This is a genomic window from Kordia aestuariivivens, assembly GCF_014397005.1.
Taxonomy (GTDB): Bacteria; Bacteroidota; Bacteroidia; order Flavobacteriales; family Flavobacteriaceae; genus Kordia; species Kordia aestuariivivens.
The window spans coordinates 45,465-60,855 of the sequence record NZ_JACGWS010000011.1; the positions used below are offsets into that span (position 1 = coordinate 45,465).

General features: G+C 33.3%; 15 protein-coding genes. 6 read left to right on the top strand and 9 right to left on the bottom strand.

What is annotated here, in order from left to right; genetic code table 11:
• Nucleotides 1–3: 3 nt before the first annotated feature.
• Nucleotides 4–807, bottom strand: coding sequence for a CPBP family intramembrane glutamic endopeptidase (locus tag H2O64_RS17005; RefSeq protein WP_187563415.1), 804 nt, complete (start codon nt 805–807; stop codon nt 4–6).
• Between the two features lie 137 nt (nt 808–944).
• Between H2O64_RS17005 and H2O64_RS17010 the strand changes: the two genes are divergently transcribed.
• Nucleotides 945–1,277 carry a winged helix-turn-helix transcriptional regulator gene (locus H2O64_RS17010; RefSeq protein WP_187563416.1) on the top strand — a complete coding sequence of 111 codons (333 nt, stop codon included), beginning with the start codon at nt 945–947 and terminating at the stop codon, nt 1,275–1,277.
• Between the two features lie 37 nt (nt 1,278–1,314).
• Here the strand turns inward: H2O64_RS17010 and H2O64_RS17015 are convergent, their stop codons facing one another.
• Nucleotides 1,315–1,761, bottom strand: coding sequence for a hypothetical protein (locus H2O64_RS17015; RefSeq protein WP_187563417.1), 447 nt, complete (start codon nt 1,759–1,761; stop codon nt 1,315–1,317).
• Nucleotides 1,762–2,114: 353 nt separating this feature from the next.
• Between H2O64_RS17015 and mnmE the strand changes: the two genes are divergently transcribed.
• The gene (gene mnmE, locus H2O64_RS17020; RefSeq protein WP_187563539.1) at nt 2,115–3,506 is read left to right on the top strand and encodes a tRNA uridine-5-carboxymethylaminomethyl(34) synthesis GTPase MnmE; all 1,392 of its coding nucleotides are present in this window, start codon (nt 2,115–2,117) and stop codon (nt 3,504–3,506) included.
• 9 nt (nt 3,507–3,515) lie between these two features.
• Here mnmE and H2O64_RS17025 read toward each other — a convergent pair whose 3' ends face one another.
• Nucleotides 3,516–4,160, bottom strand: coding sequence for an O-methyltransferase (locus H2O64_RS17025; protein WP_187563418.1), 645 nt, complete (start codon nt 4,158–4,160; stop codon nt 3,516–3,518).
• Between the two features lie 182 nt (nt 4,161–4,342).
• Here H2O64_RS17025 and H2O64_RS17030 point away from each other — a divergent pair, with 182 nt between their 5' ends.
• Nucleotides 4,343–5,242 (top strand): FkbM family methyltransferase, encoded by a 900-nt coding sequence (locus H2O64_RS17030; protein WP_187563419.1) that lies wholly within the window; start codon nt 4,343–4,345, stop codon nt 5,240–5,242.
• A 120-nt stretch (nt 5,243–5,362) separates the two neighbouring features.
• Here H2O64_RS17030 and H2O64_RS17035 read toward each other — a convergent pair whose 3' ends face one another.
• The 5 genes from H2O64_RS17035 to H2O64_RS17055 all read right to left on the bottom strand — a co-directional run bounded on the left by H2O64_RS17035 (nt 5,363) and on the right by H2O64_RS17055 (nt 11,525).
• Nucleotides 5,363–5,695: a hypothetical protein gene (locus H2O64_RS17035; RefSeq protein WP_187563420.1), complete on the bottom strand. Its 333-nt coding sequence runs from the start codon at nt 5,693–5,695 to the stop codon at nt 5,363–5,365.
• Nucleotides 5,696–5,801: 106 nt separating this feature from the next.
• A complete protein-coding gene (locus tag H2O64_RS17040) occupies nt 5,802–7,052 on the bottom strand; it encodes an NAD(P)/FAD-dependent oxidoreductase (protein ID WP_187563421.1) in 1,251 nt (416 codons plus the stop codon).
• A gap of 407 nt (nt 7,053–7,459) precedes the next feature.
• A complete protein-coding gene (locus tag H2O64_RS17045; RefSeq protein ID WP_187563422.1) occupies nt 7,460–8,467 on the bottom strand; it encodes a 4-hydroxyproline epimerase in 1,008 nt (335 codons plus the stop codon).
• 118 nt (nt 8,468–8,585) lie between these two features.
• The gene (locus tag H2O64_RS17050) at nt 8,586–10,169 is read right to left on the bottom strand and encodes an aldehyde dehydrogenase (NADP(+)) (protein ID WP_187563423.1); all 1,584 of its coding nucleotides are present in this window, start codon (nt 10,167–10,169) and stop codon (nt 8,586–8,588) included.
• Nucleotides 10,170–10,601: 432 nt separating this feature from the next.
• Nucleotides 10,602–11,525 (bottom strand): dihydrodipicolinate synthase family protein, encoded by a 924-nt coding sequence (locus H2O64_RS17055; RefSeq protein ID WP_187563424.1) that lies wholly within the window; start codon nt 11,523–11,525, stop codon nt 10,602–10,604.
• 432 nt (nt 11,526–11,957) lie between these two features.
• Here H2O64_RS17055 and H2O64_RS17060 point away from each other — a divergent pair, with 432 nt between their 5' ends.
• From H2O64_RS17060 to H2O64_RS17070, 3 genes are all read left to right on the top strand, one after another.
• Complete coding sequence (locus tag H2O64_RS17060; protein WP_187563425.1) at nt 11,958–12,809, top strand: AraC family transcriptional regulator; 852 nt, start codon at nt 11,958–11,960, stop codon at nt 12,807–12,809.
• A gap of 246 nt (nt 12,810–13,055) precedes the next feature.
• Nucleotides 13,056–14,135: a pentapeptide repeat-containing protein gene (locus H2O64_RS17065; RefSeq protein ID WP_187563426.1), complete on the top strand. Its 1,080-nt coding sequence runs from the start codon at nt 13,056–13,058 to the stop codon at nt 14,133–14,135.
• Nucleotides 14,136–14,222: 87 nt separating this feature from the next.
• A complete protein-coding gene (locus H2O64_RS17070) occupies nt 14,223–14,564 on the top strand; it encodes a hypothetical protein (RefSeq protein WP_187563427.1) in 342 nt (113 codons plus the stop codon).
• A 329-nt stretch (nt 14,565–14,893) separates the two neighbouring features.
• Here H2O64_RS17070 and H2O64_RS17075 read toward each other — a convergent pair whose 3' ends face one another.
• A complete protein-coding gene (locus H2O64_RS17075) occupies nt 14,894–15,328 on the bottom strand; it encodes a COG2426 family protein (RefSeq protein ID WP_187563428.1) in 435 nt (144 codons plus the stop codon).
• Nucleotides 15,329–15,391: the final 63 nt, after the last annotated feature.

Here is a 15,391-nt window from a genome sequence, read left to right on the forward strand (position 1 = left end):
ACCTTAGAAACTTTGGCTTAATTTTTCTTGCACTTCAGTTTTGTCTATTTTTTTAAGAAGAAAAAGTGCTATAATAAATAATGGCAAACATATAATTATTGAAGTTATGGATGCTGGTTCTTCTGCTACTTCGCTTTTAAAGTTTGGTAAAAATTGAAGTGAAAAGAAAAAATTAATTAAGGCATGCGTAATAACTAGCGGCATTAGTTTATTCGTTTTTAGCAATAATACACCAAAAAAGAAGCCAATGAGCGTTGCAAAAATAACTTGGATTAGTACAGGTACTATTGGTTCGTCTGGAGAAATATTAACAAGATGAAATAGCCCAAATGCAAACGCAGGAATGAAAGTTCCTAAAAATATTCCTGATTTTAGAGAACTATATTTCTTGAGAAAAAGGGATTGAAGCACACCTCTAAATAAAAATTCTTCAAAAAAGCCTACTCCCAAAAAACTTAACAACAGAAGAATAACATTTGGTAATTCTATGTTGGTGAAATCTGCTGATAGTACAGAAGCTATCCCAAGAAGCATCAAGTAAGCAGGAATTAAATTTAAGTATGAAAACTTCCATGCGTATTTTGTTGAAAGCCCCGAAATAACTGTTAAATTCCATTTTTTAATTAGTACATATCCCAACAGCGCTAGTACGCTCGTTTTTGCCAATAGATGAATATATTCTGCCTGAAAACTTGAGAATGAGCAGCTTAAAAGAAAATTTTCCAGCGGGATAAAACCAACTAAGCCAATTATAGATAGTAGTAGTATTGTAAAAAGATAAGGAGAAATAGTTTTAGTATTAGACATTGCATTCGTATTAATTAGTTATATCTGTGATACAAATAAAGAAAATTAATATCTTTGTAACAAGTACATACTTAATTGTAATGTACATACTAAAAAGTTACTAATGTTGATTATCAGCTAATTAAAACCTAATAAAGTTGAAAAATAATAAAGAAATCGTTCATTGCTTTGTCGATTATGGCTTTAAAAGAATTGGAGGCAAATATAAAGGGCGCATATTATGGGTACTTAAAGGTGGTGTTTTAAGGTATGGAGAATTGAAACGTGCTATTGTTGGTATTACTCCAAAAATGTTAACTCAAACACTTCGAGAACTTGAAGCCGACGAGTTGGTTCATAGAAAAGTGTATTTAGAAGTACCCCCAAAAGTAGAGTATGCGTTAACGACTACAGGAAAAGAATTAATTCCTTTTATTGAACAACTAAGAAGTTGGGCTAAAAACCAAATGGAACAAAAAAATATTACGTAAATTAATTCAAGATTTATATGTTATTGGTAACTGCCATTTATCGATTTGAACGTTCTTTAACTATCTTCCATGTTTCCAAAATTTGATTCAATCTTGATTTGAATTCTGTGGAATCTTCACTTTTTTCGATGATCGCAAATATATCATGGAGCTCACCTCGAAGTAATGGATATTTATCCGATACTTTTCTAAAATCTAGCCAAGCATCAATATGTTTTTGATATGCCGATTCAAACTCTTTTGGACAATGAGAAAAATCCAATGATTTTAAATTCTTTGAGTAATTGTTAATTGTTTCACTTAATGAAATATTTTCAGAAGCATGATTTCTGATATTACCAAAAATGCTGTCTTTTTCAAATATCTGCTTAACACAATTGATACTTTTTTCTTCCGTATTTGAGAAGGAACTATTTTCTTTTTTATTTGAATCATTACACCCTAAAAGTAAAAGAGTTAACAATAGCATTATTGATTTTATCATCGCCTTATTGAATTAATATTCTAGTTTCTTCCTGCCTATGCAAAACAGGAATTCTTGTTATTTCTAGACATTTAGTTATATATAAAGCTATTATAATCTTGTGCAAAATCAAAACTATTAGCAGGAATTTTCTATTTAAGATAGGTGTATCTCAGTTCCAAATGGTACTAATTATTGTCCATTTTAAACTTTATGGAACAAGCGAACTTCGGTTCACTTTTCTTTTACTCATTTTTAAGTAATCTAGATTATCTTAGGAACTAATTACGTAAACGTCATCTACGATGAGATGGTGTTTTTTTATGCTTCAAACTAAAAACATTATTCCTATTTTTGCACAAATTCATTTCAGTATGATTCCAAATGATACCATTGTAGCATTAGCAACGCCTTCTGGAGCCGGAGCAATCTCAGTAATCCGAGTTTCAGGAAAAGAGGCAATTACAATATGTGAACCACTTTTTAAGTCAATTCGTAACAAAAAATTGACTAAACTAAAGTCGCACACCATTCATTTAGGGCATATTATTGATGGAGATCGCTATTTGGATGAGGTTTTAGTGTCTTTGTTTAAAGGACCTCACTCCTACACTGGCGAAAACACGATTGAGATTTCATGTCACGGCTCTGTGTACATTCAACAACAAATCATTCAATTACTATTGAGAAGTGGCTGTAGAAACGCGAATGCGGGAGAATTTACCCTGCGTTCATTCCTCAATGGAAAACTCGATTTATCTCAAGCGGAAGCAGTCGCAGATTTAATTGCGAGTGATTCGGAAGCTTCACACCAATTGGCAATGCAGCAAATGCGTGGCGGATTTAGCAATGAAATAAAAAACTTGCGTGAAGAATTACTAAACTTTGCGTCGTTAATAGAATTAGAACTCGATTTTGCAGAAGAAGATGTCGAATTTGCCGATCGTTCACAATTTAAAACCTTAGTCAAACGCATTCAATTTGTCTTAAAACGCTTAATTGATTCTTTTGCGGTTGGAAACGTGATCAAAAACGGAATTCCTGTTGCAATTGTTGGCGAACCAAATGTGGGCAAATCTACCTTACTAAATGCGTTGCTAAATGAAGAACGCGCTATTGTTTCTTCCATTGCTGGAACAACGCGTGATACGATTGAAGATGAATTAATTATTGAAGGAATTTCGTTCCGATTCATTGATACGGCTGGAATCCGAGAAACGAAAGATGAAATTGAAAGTATCGGAATTCAGAAAACATTCGAGAAAATTGAACAAGCACAAGTTGTGGTATATCTAATAGATAGTTCGCAATTAACAGCCGATAGTTTAGCCTTATTAAAAACTGAAATCGGGAAAATTCAAAACAAATATCCTTTAAAACCATTAGTTATAGTTGCTAATAAAATTGACACGCTTCAAACCACTCAAATTGAGGAATTACAAGCTGAAATTGAAAACATTCACTTGCTTTCTGCCAAAGAAAATTTAGGTGTAAACGAATTAAAAACAAAACTCGTTTCTTTCGTAAACACAGGCGCATTGCGTAACAATGAAACCATTATTACCAACACACGTCATTACGATGCACTGCTAAAAGCATTGGAAGAAATTGACAAAGTACATTTCGGATTAGAATCTGGTTTATCAGGAGATTTAATGGCAATTGACATTCGCCAAGCATTATATCATTTCGGGGAAATCACAGGAGAAATCACCAGTGACGATCTACTAGGAAATATCTTTGCTAATTTTTGTATTGGGAAGTAATTTTATGATCTAAATATCAAAACAATTAGCTGTTCTGTAAAATATAGATGTTTGCCACTCACTGTGATTTATAGGTCCAAGTCCTTTAAAATCGATTTTCTTGAAACCATTCTTCACAAAGTGATCATACCCTTCTGCATATTCATCTCTATCTGAATTATCCCAGATAATAATTCCATCCTTTTTTAAGGCTTTGATGGAGTTTTTTGCACAATTAACACGTTCTCTGCCGTCAATTACAATAATATCAAAGGCATTATCAAAATCTAGTATTTTATCGCTATATCCTTCTCCTAAAGGAATTAATTCACACTGAATATTCTCAAATGATTTTAGTTCATTGCGTTTGTGCGCATAGAAATCTGCATCGTGTTCCACAGAAAAAACGCTTTTTACTTTTGAAGCAAACCAAAGTGTTGAATTTCCACTTCCAAATTCAAAAACAGTAAATGATGTATTCAGTTTTTGAGTAATAAAATGAATAGATGCATATGTAAACCAAGGCAATGGAACATTTTTTTCATCAACAGGCGACAATAAAAATCTACTTAAAAACCATCCTTTTGGTATTAGATATTTTTTAGAAAAAAAATAGGTCTCTAATAGTCTTGCCGTGAACGCATATTTCCTCAATATTTTTTTTATGAATACCATGTTAAGAATAAGAATTGTTTTTATTGCTAGTATGCAATAATAATCTTTTTATTTTTTCTACAGAAGTGGATTTCCTTTTTTGTTTTATGAAGTCTATGGAATAAATTTAGTGTTTTTAATACATAGCATATTTTTACGTTCAAAACTTAATTAATTACATTTGCCGCATACATTATATACCTATGAATTTACTCTATCGTATCATATATCAATCAACAATTAATAGAATCATTAGAAATATTAATTATTTCTTAGCGCCACTTTTACCTTCAAAAATTAAAATTCATCCTTCAGGAAAAATGAAGGTTTCCATAGATAAAAATCATGGTTCTTTTATCTTAAAAACGAATCAAACGAGTTATATATCTAGAGAAATTTTCTGGGAAGGTGCGCTAAATTTTGAATATTCTCCAATATTTATTGGGTTGATCAAAAAAATGAAGCTGTTTATTGACATAGGATCTAATATTGGGTATTATTCTATTTTGGGCAGTAAAGTAAATCCCGAATTAATAACGTATGCATTTGAGCCCTCAAGAGGAGCCAATTTTTATTTGTCCGAAAATGTGAAATTAAACAACTTATCTAACAGAATATTTGTGGAATCATCCGCTTTAATGGATGCTTCAGGAGAAATTGACTTTTACGAAATTCGAAATAAAAAATATCCTTCCATCTATAACTTATCTGGAGAGCATAATATTGGTACAAAAACCTATAAATTATCTCAAAAAACAAAAGTTAAAGCCACGACACTTGATGCCTATTTTTCAGATAATAATATCAATGCTTTGAATTTAATAAAACTAGATACTGAAGGCGCTGAAGCATACATTTTAAAAGGAGCACATGAAGTTATTAAACAACATCAACCCATAATTATATGTGAATTGTTATTTAATAAGATTGAAAAAGAACTAGAAATGATCATGCTCGCGCATGCATATAAATTTTACGCGCACACCGAAAAAGGCTTAAAATTGTTAGATTCACTTGTTAGAGATACTGATAATGGTGTTAGAGATGTATTTTTTGTTCCACTTTCTAAAATGGATTTAATTGAAGAATGGATTGTAGATTGATAATCAATAGAAGCCTGTTTTCGATACACTAAATCCTAAATTTGGTACAACAAAAGATGATTGAAATTTTTATATTGCTTTATAAAATTAAAACTAGTACGCTTGGTTTTGCTTAATTTTTTATTTTCTATAATCTAGAAGACCTTTGTAACAATTATCACAAACCACATCTGATAAACAAACAAAAAAATCACCATTTCGACTACCAAATTTGATATACCAATGATCAGCATCTTTTTTTGGATTAAAACCAAATTTTTTAAACTGCTTTTTGAGAGATTTTTTTTCATCCTTTGTTAATAAATCAGAGTAGTTTAATGTAATATTGAGTCCTTCCAAATCTTGATCAATTCCTATTTGTTCTAGTTTTTCTTTCAAAATAGGATTATTTTCTATAATTTTAAGAAAGTCATCTTGGGACATCGTTTTACATCCAGTAGCATCTTCTGTCATTGTCTATAATTTTGAAAGGTTTCATTTATGATAATTTTTAAAACTAATCAAATTATTATAAATTAACAAAAAGCAAGCTAAAATAGTTAAGTATATATTTATAATTTCAAAAAGAAAATCTACCAACCTCAAAACCATCCAATCTCATCGAAGTTTTTCGCTCAGAAATCAACTCACTCACCAACTTTCCGGTAGCTGGACCCAAACTCCAACCCATCATGGCATGACCAGTGGCAATGGTAAGATTCTTGTAGTTCTCTGTCTTTCCAATATATGGCAAACCATCTGGCGAACACGGACGCAATCCGCATGTAGCAGCATCAATAGCGCTTTTCGGAATCTGTAAACCGTTATAAAAACCTTCGGCAGTATTTGCAACAGCTTTCACTCGTTTCGGATTCATATCGTGATTAATGCCGCCAATTTCCATCGTTCCTGCAAAACGCGTAAATCCTCGCATTGGTGTCACCGCAACTTTCGCTTCCACCAAAATGGCTGGCATTGAAATCCCGGTGTCTTCTGTAACATTAATGCTATATCCTTTTCCCGCTTGAAGCGGAATATTGATTTGTAGTTTTTTTGCCAAAACGGAACTCCATGTACCTGCCGAAAGCACGAATTCGTCTGCTTTCAGTGTGCGTTTCGAAGTTTGTACAGATACAATTTTATCATTAGAAACTGCCAGATTGGTAATGGCTTCATTTGTATAAAACAGAACACCTTTTGTCTTCAAAAAAGCAATCATTTGCTTCATAAAATCGTTTGGCGTCATGTGCGCATCCGAATCGTAAAAAACAGCGCCTTTAATATTAAAATCTACGTTTGGTTCAAACTTTTTAACTTCTTCTTTTGTTAAATGTTGAACGTTCAAACCTTCTTGGATAGCGCGTTCGCCAATGTTCCATTCTTCTTCGCCTGCTTTTTCTGTTTGATAACACATCAGCAAGCCTTTTCGTTCAAAATGAAAATCAAAATCGTTGGATTTTTTCAATTCGGCATACAATTCACGACCTAATAAATTGATATCTTTAATCACAGGAATTGATTGTTCTACGTGTTTCGCTGTCGCAGATTTTTTAAACAACCAAGACCATTTCAGGAAGTCAGCGTCTAATCGTGGTTTTACATAAAAAGGACTCGAAGAATTCAGCATCCATTTCAAACCTTTCGTAATCATTCCTGGCGCAGCTAAGGGAATAAAATGACTTGGTGTAATATATCCAGCATTCACAAAAGATGCACCTCTAGAAATATCGCTTTTATCCACAATCGTGACTTGGTGACCATCTTGCTGCAAATAATACGCGCAACAAAGCCCAATAATTCCACCACCGATAATAACTACTTCTTTTTTCAATGTTATATTACTTATTTTGTCATTCCTGAGTAGGCAGGAATCTCTTAGATTTTTAGACTCGTTCCCGCGTAGGCAGGAATCTCATGAATTTCTTTGCTTTTAGACTTCTTAGACTTTCATAATTCATTTTATAATTTTCATCATGCTGAACTTGATTCAGCATCTCATCATACAATTATAACTTATTTTCAATACTAACTTAATTCGTCTCTTCGAGTGATTCTCGATAGAAAATTGTATCGAGAAGCCTTATCGTTTCAAACAGTTCTCGATACACCAAATCACAGATTTGGCACTCGAACTGACGGCTAAAAAATCTCAATACTAAATACTCACTTCTCAATACTAAAATCTATCCCTACCAACAGATCCTGAAATAAATTCAGGATAATTTAATTCAAAAAAAATTAAATTACCTGAAAACCATGCGCATACGGATCATCTTCCTCATCAATAATAATCGTATTATAACCGTATATTTTTGCCCAACCTTGAATGCTTGGAATAATCGCAAGTTTTCCGTCTAAGGTGGTTTCTTCTTCAACACGACCAATAAATTTTGATCCAATATAACTTTCGTGAATGTACTCCTCGCCTAGTTTTAACTTTCCTTTTGCATACAATTGTGCCAATCGCGCGGAAGTTCCGGTTCCACAAGGACTTCTATCAATGGCTTTATCGCCATAAAAAACGGCATTTCTTCCCGAAGAAGTTGCATCTAACGGATTTCCCGTCCACAATAAATGTGAAACATCGCGAATGGTTTTATCTTCTGGATGAATAAATAGATTTGGATATTTCGCATTAATACGTTCGCGAATGACTTGTGAATATTGTATAATTTTACTCGCAGTAAAATCGTGAATGCCTGAAAAATTTGCTTGCGGATCCACAATTGCATAGTAATTTCCGCCGTAAGCGACATCAAACGTAAGTGTACCTAATTCGGGACAATCTACAGTTAAATTCTCCGCAGCGAGATAACTTTTTACATTCGTCAAGCGAACCCAATCTACTTTTTTATCTGTTTGTTGATATTCAATTTCGACCAAGCCAGCGGGCGTTTCCATCTTGATTTTCCCTGCTGTTTTTGGTGTAATCAAACCTTCTTCAATCGCAATCGTAATGGTACCAATCGTTCCGTGTCCGCACATTGGCAAGCAACCCGAAGTTTCAATAAACAAAATTCCAAGATCATTTTCTGGATTGCTTGGCGGAAACAAAATACTGCCGCTCATCATATCGTGACCGCGTGGTTCAAACATTAAACCTTTGCGAATCCAATCATATTCTTGTAGAAAATGCTGCCGTTTTTCGCTCATGCTCGAACCTTCCAAATTGGGTCCGCCACCAGTGACAACTCTCACAGGGTTTCCGCAAGTATGTGCATCAATACAAAAAAATGTCTTTCTCATAGCAAGCTTTTTTTAGCATTTAGCATTTAGCATTTAGCATTTAGCATTTAGCATTTAGCATTTAGCATTTAGCATTTAGCATTTAGCAAAAATAATTTTTCATTAACTAAATAACTCTTTATAGTGCTTCCTTTGTTTCTTGATCGTTTATCAATCGCGTAATATGTAGAGGATTTTCATTCTTCAATTCGTTTGGCAACAAGTCATTTGGCCAATCTTGGTAACTAAATGGACGCACCCAACGTTTGATAGCGTCTCTACCAACCGCCGTAAATCTGCTATCTGTCGACGCAGGATACGGTCCGCCGTGTTGCATTGCTGGCACAACTTCAACTCCAGTTGGAACGCCGTTAAAAATAATTCTTCCCACACGTTCAGTTAATGCATTTACAATTCCTTCATGTTGTGCAGCTTCATCATGTTCAGAAATAATTGTTCCTGTTAATTGTCCTTCTAAATTCGCGATCACTTTTTCTAATTCTGACGCGTTTTCACATTGTACCACCAACGAAAATGGTCCAAATACTTCTTCATGCAAGTTTGAATTTTCTAAGAATGTTTTTCCATCAACGGTAGCAACAGCTTGTTGTGCGTAGTTTTCAGCGACAGCAGTATCAACACTTGCAACAGTTTGTACATTTTCTTGTGATTGTGCGTTCGTCTTATTCTTTTTAAACGCTTGATGAATATTCGGATGCAACATACATTGCGGTGAAATCGTTACAATTTCTTCCGACAACGTTTCTATAAATTTTGTGAGTGAATCACTTTTAATTCCTAAAATTAATCCTGGATTTGTACAAAACTGTCCAGTTCCCAACGTGATAGAACCTGCATAAGTTTTCGCCCAAGATGCTCCTTTTTCATCCAACGCTTTTGGCAATAAAACAACCGGATTTATACTTCCCATTTCTGCAAATACAGGAATTGGTTCTTTTCGTTTTGCAGCCAAATCGAGTAATGCACGTCCACCACGAATGCTTCCAGTGAAACCAACCGCTTTTACATTTGGATGCGCTACGAGTTGCTGCCCGACTTCAATTCCACTACTATTTAAGTTTGAAAATACGCCGTTTGGCATACCTGTTTTTTGTGCTGCTTTCGCGATTGCCGAAGCAACCAATTCACCTGTTCCTGCGTGCATTGGATGCGATTTTACAATAACTGGACAACCAGAAGCCAATGCGGAAGCTGTATCGCCGCCCGCTGTTGAATACGCTAATGGAAAGTTACTCGCACCAAAAACCACCACTGGTCCAATAGGAACTAACATTTTTCGGACATCTACTCTTGGAAATGGTGTGCGATCTGGTTGTGCGGTATCTATTCGTGCTTCTACCCACGAACCTTCTTCTAGTAACGTTGCAAACGTTCGCAATTGTCCAATCGTTCGTCCGCGTTCGCCTTTAGCTCTTCCTTCTGGCAAACCAGTTTCAGACATATAGGTTTTGACTAATTCGTCATCTAACGCTAAAATTTCGTCTGCAATTGCATTTAGAAATGTTGCTTTTTTGGTTCCAGAAATTTTAGAATATGTTTTGAATGCTTCTGAAGCTAAGTGTACAGCTGTTAGAATTTCTTCCGAAGTTGCTTCCGTATACACAGTTTCGTTTTCAGCATTTGCTTGTGGATTGAAGGTTTTATAGGTAATATTTCCGTTGGCGGAAAGTGTGTTTCCAATATAGTTTTTTCCTGTGATCATAATATTTTATTATTTATTGTTCTTTTACTCATAAACTCTATTCTAATAAAGCGGAATTCATGAATCTTCGATTTCTTTGCTTGCCCAAAGAAAATGAACCAAAAGAAATGGCACTTTTATGAGGCGTTTTTATTCCTTTTTTTAGAAAAGTAATAAAAGCGTGACTCAAATCCTAAATTCCTTCCAAGGCTTCAGGAATTTTTAACGGATTTAATTCACTACGCTGCATAAAAGGTTAAATCTTGGAATTAATTTTTCAACTCTTTACTTTTTTTTTAGATTATCTATTTTTTTTCTAATATCTAATATCTCAATACTGTTCATTACGTCTTTGCGAGAGTTTTTGAAAAACTCGTGGCAATCTGTTTGTTGATAAGCAGATTACTTCAGTCATACTTCCTTCGTAATAACGTTTCAAAACATATCTCAATACTAACCCAAATACTGTTTGTAATCTGGTAAGTTTGGTCGTGTTTTCATACCATTTTCGATGATTGCTAACACATCTTCACGTTCTGTTCCAATTAATGGCAATCGTGGTTCGCGCACGTTTTCTGTTCCGATTCCTGTTGCAACTTCGGCTAGTTTTATGTTTTGAACCAACTTTGTATTGATGTCTAATTCTAATATTGGTAAAAACCATCGGTAAATTTCGATTGCTTCTTGTGTTCTTCCTGATTTCGCTAAGGCATAAATTGCCACAGTTTCCGCAGGAAATGCACACACCAAACCTGCAACCCAACCATCTGCGCCCATCAATATACTTTCTAGCGCAAGTGTATCAACACCACAAAGAATTGCTAATCGATCGCCAAAACGATTTTTGATACGCGTAATGTTTGAAATATCACGTGTTGATTCTTTCACTGCTTGAATGTTTGGACATTCGTTTAGTAATTCCTCAAACATATCTAAAGTTACTTCAATTCCGTAATCTACAGGATTGTTGTAGATCATGATTGGCAAATCGGTACTGTTTGCAACTGATTTAAAATACGTTACCGTTTCTCTGCTATCTGCTTTGTAACGCATTGGTGGCAACATCATCAAACCACTTGCACCATCTTCTTTGGCATGTTTTGCGGCTAGTTTTGCTGCAGCTGTAGATTGCTCGGCAACATTTATAATTACAGGAACTTTTCCGTTGACGATTTTTACCGTTTCACGAATTAAGATTCGCTTTTCGTCATTTGTTAACGTACTTGCTTCACCTAAGGTTCCACCGAGAATAATTCCGTGTACGCCCGCTTCTACTTGTGCTTTTATGTTTACAGTAAACATCTCTAAATCTAATGTATCTTCATCTGTAAATTTAGTTGTGACTGCTGGCATAACGCCTTTCCAATTGATTGTCATCTGATTGTTTTTTTGATGTGGTAAAAATACATTGTATTCAAATCTTAGAAATTGTAGATATTATCCAATACTGATACTATTTTATCATTATTATTTACTTTTTATTATTTTTGGATTAATTTTAGCATAATAATTTTTAGTTCTTTATTAATAATGATTCAAGTTAATTATACCCTTTTTATATTTTTATTTTCATTTTCTTTGTTTGCCCAAAGAAAACGAAACAAAAGAAAGGGCATTTTTCTGGCAGGTATTTTTAGTTTTCTCTTCGGAAAACTAAAACCGAAAATGTTTTACTAAATTTTTTCCAAGGCTTCAAAAATTCTTAACGCAAAACCTTTTCTATACTTCAGAAAAAAGATAAGCTATTGCATAATAATATCCATTAAGCTTTGATTAATTAAAATTCGATACTGAGTAAATAAATATATCATGAAAGTTTTACCGTTTAAGATACCAAAGTCTGAAGATGCAATTTTGATTGTGCAGGAAGATCGTGGGCGGACTTTTTATGAAAAGTTACACCAACATGAAGAGATTCAGCTTTCGTATATTGTTGCTGGAAAAGGAACGTTTATTGTCGGTGATACCATTCGTGATTTTCAATCCGATGATGTGTTATTGTTTGGTAGTACTATTCCGCATGTTTTGAAAAGTGATCTTTCAACCGAGCAAGAATCCTATATGATTACCGTGTTTTTTACGCATGATAGTTTTGGCGAACAGTTCTTCGATTTACCAAAGCTTCAAGAGGCAAATCGATTACTGAATGATGCAAGTTTTGGAATTAAATTCAAAGAAAATCAAGCTATTTTGAAACCATTGTTTGAAGCGATTTTACTTCAGAAAACCATCAAACGCTTTGCTACTTTTTTTGAAATGCTCGCTATTGTCACGGAATCTAAGTATGAAACTGTTTCATCTTTCATTAATACAAAAAACTACACCGACGACGAAGGAAAGCGCATGAGTGCAGTGTTTGAGTTTGTGATGAATCATTTTGATCAGAAGATTGTGTTGGAAGAAATTGCAACAATTGCCAATATGACGCCGAATGCATTTTGCAAGTATTTTAAACAACGAACGAATAAAACTTTTTTTAAGTTTTTGACTGAAGTCAGAATTGAAAATGCGTGTAAATTTTTAAGCAATCAACAACAGGTATCTATTGCAGATGTTGCCTACAATTGTGGCTTTTTTAATATTTCAAACTTCAATCGAAAGTTTAAAGAGATTAAAGGCGTTACGCCTACTGAGTTTCGGAAACATTCTTCTAAATTATAAATGTTGAATGTGAAATTTTAAATGTAAAAGTTTTGTTTGTTTTATTATTTCATTCCGCACCTGTTGCGGAATCCAATCACTGACTGTATAGATTCCTGCCTTCGCAGGAATGACAATTTCAACCAATAAAAACTAAAAACCATTTCCTCAATACTCACTTCTCAATACTAAAATCTTTATAACTGTAACAATCACTTACAAAAGTACACGTATTTTATAGTAAGAAATTAACTATATTTATTCTCTATGATTACAAAAGAAACTTATGATTGGGTAAAAAAACTACTTGATCCAAAAATTACAGAACTTTCAGATGATGATTATGATAAATTAGTTAAAGATTATTTTCGAAAAGATAAAACAGATTGGTATAGAGAAGTTGATGATCGAAAAAAATGGGATATTGAAAAAGTTGAACAATTTTGGTTTTTGATAGGCAAGTATGTTTTTCCAGAAGGTGATAAACATCAATTTTATAATTTTTCAGAGTTTATTTTCCCAAAGCTTATAAATGCTTTTTCAATTTCTACCTATGTTTTTTTAAGAGACGCTAGACATAAAAACTTCTGGATGGATTTATCACATAAAGTTATTCCATTTGAAATAAGCTTAAAAAGTGCAAAATTTTTAGATGATTTAAATTTTTATAATATTGAATTTGCTAAAGATATAGACTTTAAAAATGTTCAATTTCATGGTGAATTTTATACTTCCCTAAAGTGTAAATTTAGTGGAAATGTAAAGTTTACAAATGCAGTTTTTTATAAGAATGTATTTATGCCAAGAATAATTAAAGGTAATGCTAACTTTTATCAAACTAATTTTCATAATCTAGCAAACTTTATTAATACTGAATTTCAATCAGAAGTGGTTTTTGAAAATGCTATTTTTAAGAAAGATGCATACTTTAATGGATGTAAATTCAATGAATCTGTTAATTTTGAAGGAGCTGATTTTTCACAGCTAACACTCTTTATAGACACTGAATTTGAAAAAAAAGTGAGTTTTTCTGATGCAGAATTTAAAGGAGACACTAATTTCTACAGAACACTTTTTTCAGACACTGCTAGTTTTGATAATTCAATTTTTTTAGAAGCTAAGAAAATCTATTTCTTAGATTTAAAAGGCAATCCATTAAATTTAAGTTTCAAAAATACGATTTTCTCAAAATCCATACTTTTTAGGAGAATAGACTTTACAAATACTACATTTTTAGAGTCTGATTTAACTGATGTAAAGTTCAGAGAATGTGAATGGGGAGAAAATTATCGAATAGTTTTACAAGATGAAAAAGATATTGGTAAAGAAGAAAAAGATAAACTTTAAAGCTTAGAAGTTTTATATCGTCAACTTAAAAAAAACTTTGAAACCACTAAAAACTGGGAGTTATCAGGAAAAGCATACATCAGTGAAATGGAAATGCGGAAACGTCGCTTATTTTTAGAGAAAAAGTATTATCAATGGTTTATTTATAAGTTTTATGATGTTTTTGGCGGTTATACACAAGATTTTAAGAAACCTATTCTTAGTATTCTTTGTTTAATTTTGATGTTTTCTGGAATTTATTATTTTATTGATTATGATATTTTAAAAGCATTACAAAGAGGAGTTAAAGGTGCATTACCATATATGGAAATTGATACTAAGAATCCTTTTGAAGGTTATTGGTTAATTCTTCGAAATATAGAATTGGTGCTTGGTGGTACGTTTTTAGCGTTTTTTGTATTGGCTTTACGGAAGCGGTTTAAGCAGTGATAAAAAAATTATAAATGTTGAATGCTAAATTTTAAATTCAAAAGTTTTGTTTACCGTATAATGTCACATCGAGCGCAGTCGAGATGCTTTTTAATTTCAAAGTGGATCTTGATACAAAATTCTTTCAGGTTGCTCGCTAGGTTATGGGAAACTGAATCAAGTTCAGTTTGACGTATTGAATAGATTTCTGCCTGAATCTCGATAGCTTCGCTATGTATTTTCAATCAAAATATATTTTAATCTCAATAATGCTCGATGTGACAAATAGGAATGACGCATTCAATAGATTCCTGCCTTCGCAGGAATGACAAAAAGATAAGTATATATAATTAATCGAAGAAACTAAAGCCGAAATAGAAGGTTACCCAAACAATTACTGACGAGAAAAAGATGCCAATTACGTTGGCTGCAAATGCCTTTTTACGCTCAATGTTAAAGAGGTACGTTGCAATGGTTCCTGCATATACGCCCGTTCCTGGAATTGGAATCATGACGAAAAACATTAATCCCCAAAAACCATATTTCTGAATTTTATCTTTGGCGCCACGTTTTGCTTTTCGGGCAACGAATAACGCGCCTTTTTTGTAAAATCGCCAGCGAAGTAAGTATCGATTGACGTGATCTAAAAAGAAAATCATGACAGGAAATACCAATACATTTGCTACAAATGCAGCCACAAAAATGACGTACGGATTTGCGTCCGAATTCAGTCCAATCGGAATACCAACTTTGGCTTCTCCGAAAGGTGAAATACTCCACAACATTGTTATAATGATATCTTCGATGACGGTTCTTTTTTATAGCTGTGCAAAGCTAAGTGAATTTGA

Bases quoted from the DNA above. Each gene is read 5' to 3' on its own strand.
- H2O64_RS17005 (WP_187563415.1), bottom strand. From the start codon at position 807: ATGTCTAATACTAAAACTATTTCTCCTTATCTTTTTACAATACTACTA.
- H2O64_RS17015 (WP_187563417.1), bottom strand. From the start codon at position 1,761: ATGATAAAATCAATAATGCTATTGTTAACTCTTTTACTTTTAGGGTGT.
- mnmE (WP_187563539.1), top strand. From the start codon at position 2,115: ATGATTCCAAATGATACCATTGTAGCATTAGCAACGCCTTCTGGAGCC.
- H2O64_RS17025 (WP_187563418.1), bottom strand. From the start codon at position 4,160: ATGGTATTCATAAAAAAAATATTGAGGAAATATGCGTTCACGGCAAGA.
- H2O64_RS17030 (WP_187563419.1), top strand. From the start codon at position 4,343: ATGAATTTACTCTATCGTATCATATATCAATCAACAATTAATAGAATC.
- H2O64_RS17035 (WP_187563420.1), bottom strand. From the start codon at position 5,695: ATGACAGAAGATGCTACTGGATGTAAAACGATGTCCCAAGATGACTTT.
- H2O64_RS17045 (WP_187563422.1), bottom strand. From the start codon at position 8,467: ATGAGAAAGACATTTTTTTGTATTGATGCACATACTTGCGGAAACCCT.
- H2O64_RS17050 (WP_187563423.1), bottom strand. From the start codon at position 10,169: ATGATCACAGGAAAAAACTATATTGGAAACACACTTTCCGCCAACGGA.
- H2O64_RS17055 (WP_187563424.1), bottom strand. From the start codon at position 11,525: ATGACAATCAATTGGAAAGGCGTTATGCCAGCAGTCACAACTAAATTT.
- H2O64_RS17060 (WP_187563425.1), top strand. From the start codon at position 11,958: ATGAAAGTTTTACCGTTTAAGATACCAAAGTCTGAAGATGCAATTTTG.
- H2O64_RS17065 (WP_187563426.1), top strand. From the start codon at position 13,056: ATGATTACAAAAGAAACTTATGATTGGGTAAAAAAACTACTTGATCCA.
- H2O64_RS17070 (WP_187563427.1), top strand. From the start codon at position 14,223: ATGGAAATGCGGAAACGTCGCTTATTTTTAGAGAAAAAGTATTATCAA.
- H2O64_RS17075 (WP_187563428.1), bottom strand. From the start codon at position 15,328: ATGTTGTGGAGTATTTCACCTTTCGGAGAAGCCAAAGTTGGTATTCCG.